Source organism: Bradyrhizobium sp. P2_E8 (assembly GCF_056403875.1).
In genome coordinates this window covers 1-3,526 of the sequence record NZ_JBFUES010000799.1, presented here as the reverse complement: position 1 = coordinate 3,526, position 3,526 = coordinate 1, and the positions used below count along the sequence as shown (strand labels likewise).

The window sequence follows — 3,526 nt, the reverse complement described above, 5'->3', positions numbered from 1 at the left end:
CCTCGATCTCGGGCGAGCTCGTGGTCGGCTCGGGGATCTGCTGGAAGCGCGCGGCCAGGAACGGCGTCCCCGGCAGGAAGTCGAGGATGCGCGCGCGCTGCACGCCCTGGCAGACGATGTGATGCGTGCCGTCGGGCGCGGTGATGTAGCGCACGATGTTGGCGATGGTCGCGACCCGGTAGAGATCGTCCGGCCCGGGCTCCTCGATCTCGGGGCTGCGCTGCAGGACGATGCCGACCGGCCGCTGCTCGCGCAGCGCCTGCTGCGCGGCGGCGATGGACTTCGCCCGGCCGATCGCGATCGGCGCGATGGCGCCGGGAAACAGCACCATCTCGCGCACGGGGATGATGATCAGCGCGTCGTCGGGAATCTTCACGTCGGAATTGTTTTCGGAATTGGTCTGGGTATTCATCTGTTCGGTGGCCATGATCGACCTCAGGATTTGGCGAGGCGCAGCGCGACGCAGCCGTCCATCACGAAGCGGCTGATGGCGTAGCGGCCAAGGGGAAGCGCGATGCGCCGCTCGAAGCGGCCCTGCGGCAGCTCGAGCCGGTGGATGCGGGCGTTGCGAAGCTCCGGCGGAAGCGTGCGCTGGCCGGAGATCACGAGCGCGCCGTCATGGATCACCGTCTCGACATTGTCGGGATTGACGCCGGGAAGCGCGACCAGGATCAGGAGCTCATGCTCGGTTTCGAGCACGTCGATCGGCGGCTCCCAGCAGGCTTCCTGGCGGCCGAACTGCTGCCGCAGCCGGTCGGCGCGGGTCAGCGAGTCCAGGGCTTCGGACAGCATCCAGTCGAGGGGATTTTTGGGTTGCATGGCAAGACTCGGGAAAGGCGCTGCGTTTGGAAGACCAGCATATGGGGACGGTTCCCCGGAATTCCAGCATCGCGCGTTTGGAGCATGCCTGTCCCCTCGAACCCGAGGAGGCCCTTGCAGTCAGACGCCACGACGCCGCGGAGATGTTCCGCGGCGTCGAAGGCAACAGTTAGGCGCGGCGCGCCGATCAGGCGGCGGCGCGGYATTCCTCTTCCGCTTCGAGGTTGATGACGGAGGTGGCAAGCTCGGTCAGCGTGCGATCGGTCGCCTCTTCCTCATCGAGCGTCGCCTGGAGCAGCCTGGCGGCGTCCGGCATGCCGAGCTCCTCGGCCCAGGTGCGCAGTGTGCCGTAGCGGGAGATCTCGTAGTGCTCGACGGCTTGAGCCGCGGCGAGCAGGCCGGCGTCGAGGGCGGGGGCGTTCTTGAAATCCTTCATGATCTCGGCGCCCTCGTCGGTGATGCCGTTGATCGCTTCGCAGGGCTTGCCGCGCGCGGGCTTGCCCAGCATTTTGAAGATCTGGTCGAGGCGTTTGACCTGGCCCTGCGTCTCGCGCAGATGCTTGTTGAAGGCAGCGGAGAGCTGCTTGGAGTGAGCAGCCTTCGCCATCTTCGGTAGCGTCTTGATGATCTTGTTCTCGGCGAAATAGATGTCCTTCAGCGTCTCCAGGAACAGGTCGCTCAGCATCTTCGGCGCCTGACGTGGGCGGCGCGCCGCGGTCTTTTTCGCGTTCGCACGTTTCTTTGTTCGTTTGGCCATAAACCCTCCTCTCGAGGTGACACGGGAAGGCGATGCCCTCCTCAATCCTCGCGCGACCAAGACTCTGGGAGGGCAAATGTTCCTCGCGAAGGCCGCCTCGAGCCGATATGGATTGCGGCTCCACCTCGCGTGAGACCCACCCGCATGCTCGACTTCGCCCTGTCCGCCTTCGTGACGCTGCTGCTGGTGGTCGATCCCGTCGGCCTTGCGCCGGCTTTCCTCGCCGCGACCGGGGGCATGTCCGACACGGTCAAGCGTACGATCGCGCTGCGCGCCCCGCTGATCGCGGCCTCGATCCTGGTGGTGATCGCGCTGGTCGGAAACTGGCTGCTGCGGCAGCTCGGGATCGGCATCCCCGCGTTCCAGATCGCCGGCGGGCTGCTGCTGTTCGGCGTCTCCTACCAGATGATCTTCGGCGACCGCCCGCATCGCGAGGCCCGCGAGGCCGACAAGGCGACCTCGGAGCACGCGTCCGACGTCGCGGTGTTTCCGCTGGCCATCCCCATGATGGCCGGTCCAGGCGCGATCGCGACCACGCTGCTGTTGACGGGCAATGCCGGCTACGGGGCGAGGCTCGCCATCATCATCGCGATCGTCCTCGCGGTGTGCCTGCTCTGCATGCTGTGCTTCCTCTCCGCGAGCCTGATCGCCCGCACCCTCGGGCGCACCGGAAATGCGGTGCTGTCGCGCGTGCTCGGCATGCTGCTCGCCGCCTATTCCGTGCAGTTCGTGATCAACGGCATCGCGGCCGTCCGGGCGAGCCTGCCGTAGGATTGCGACGATCCGTTAATCCGTTGATTCCGCGGTCTATTTCGTGGAGCCGCGGCCCAGCCGGCGAAACGACGGGCGATCCGGTCGCTTTCGCTTGCGCTGCCATATTGCTTTGACGTACTTCCGGTCTGACAAACGCCCATCGCCAAGAAGCCGAGAAGAAATCGAGATGTCGATGATCGCGGACGAGCCCGCCAAGAGACAGGCCATCATCGACGCCTGCCGCCGCATGAATGCGCTCGGCATCAACCAGGGCACCTCGGGCAATATCAGCGTCCGGCATGTGGACGGGCTGCTGGTCACGCCGACCAGCGTGCCCTATGAGGCCATGACGCCCGACCAGATCGTGTTCATGGCGATGGACGGCTCGCACGCGCCCGATCAGAGGCCGTCCAGCGAGTGGCGCTTCCACCGCGACATCCTGAAGGCCCGGCCCGACGTCAACGCCGTGGTCCATACCCATCCGACCTATTGCACCATCCTGGCCATCATGGGCATGGAGATCCCGCCCGTGCACTACATGATCGCGGCCGCAGGCGGCGACAGCATTCGCTGCGCGCCCTATGCCACCTTCGGAACGCAGGAACTGTCGGAACACGCGGTGCGGGCGCTGGAGGGGCGGCTTGCCTGTCTGCTCGACCATCACGGCATGATCGCGCTCGGCAAGACGCTGGACAAGGCGATGTGGCTCGCCGTCGAGGTCGAGACCCTGGCGCGGCAATATCACGGCTGCCTCCAGATCGGGAAACCGCCGCTGCTCTCTAGCGCCGAGATCGAGCGGGTTCGCCAGCGCATGGCCGGCTACGGCATGTCGGAAGGGTAGGGCGAGCAGAAGGTGTTCGTGCGGATCAGACATCTCGTCGATCGCAAGGGATCGAACCGCGTCATGGTTCGCCTGCGCGCGCTCCTGCGCAGCAACGAGTTCTACCTGATCCCGCTCGCGCTGGTGATCGGCACGCTGGCCGGCGCAATCGTGACGCTGATGGCCGAGATCGCGCAGATTGCCCATATGCTCATATACGGCATTCCCGTCGACGTCCGCCTGTCGGCCAACGCCCGGGTCAGCCCCTGGGCGGCGCTGATCGCGCCTGCGCTCGGCGGATTGGCGCTCGGCATCATGGAATGGTCGCGGCGGCGGATGAAGATCTCCAGCGCGGTCGACCCGATCGAGGCCAATGC

5 protein-coding genes and 1 pseudogene are annotated in these 3,526 nt (G+C 66.1%); 3 read left to right on the top strand and 3 right to left on the bottom strand.

The features are described 5' to 3' along the window. The 3 genes from AC1D00_RS32055 to AC1D00_RS32045 form a co-directional block, all read right to left on the bottom strand. On the bottom strand, nt 1-427 hold a 427-nt coding region (locus AC1D00_RS32055), incomplete at its 3' end, for an LON peptidase substrate-binding domain-containing protein (RefSeq protein WP_477013416.1). Between the two features lie 8 nt (nt 428-435). Next, entirely contained in the window at nt 436-819 is a 384-nt protein-coding gene (locus AC1D00_RS32050; RefSeq protein WP_092188000.1) for an Hsp20/alpha crystallin family protein, read from the bottom strand. Between the two features lie 187 nt (nt 820-1,006). Further along, nucleotides 1,007-1,576, bottom strand: a complete 570-nt coding sequence (locus AC1D00_RS32045; RefSeq protein ID WP_477013415.1) for a YciE/YciF ferroxidase family protein — start codon at nt 1,574-1,576, stop codon at nt 1,007-1,009. Nucleotides 1,577-1,720: 144 nt separating this feature from the next. Here AC1D00_RS32045 and AC1D00_RS32040 point away from each other — a divergent pair, with 144 nt between their 5' ends. From AC1D00_RS32040 to AC1D00_RS32030, 3 genes and pseudogenes are all read left to right on the top strand, one after another. Continuing rightward, the gene (locus tag AC1D00_RS32040; protein ID WP_404558175.1) at nt 1,721-2,347 is read left to right on the top strand and encodes a MarC family protein; all 627 of its coding nucleotides are present in this window, start codon (nt 1,721-1,723) and stop codon (nt 2,345-2,347) included. Nucleotides 2,348-2,516: 169 nt separating this feature from the next. Then, nucleotides 2,517-3,170 (top strand): L-fuculose-phosphate aldolase, encoded by a 654-nt coding sequence (locus tag AC1D00_RS32035; protein WP_477013414.1) that lies wholly within the window; start codon nt 2,517-2,519, stop codon nt 3,168-3,170. 12 nt (nt 3,171-3,182) lie between these two features. Beyond that, a pseudogene (locus AC1D00_RS32030) lies at nt 3,183-3,526 on the top strand (chloride channel protein); the annotation flags it as partial.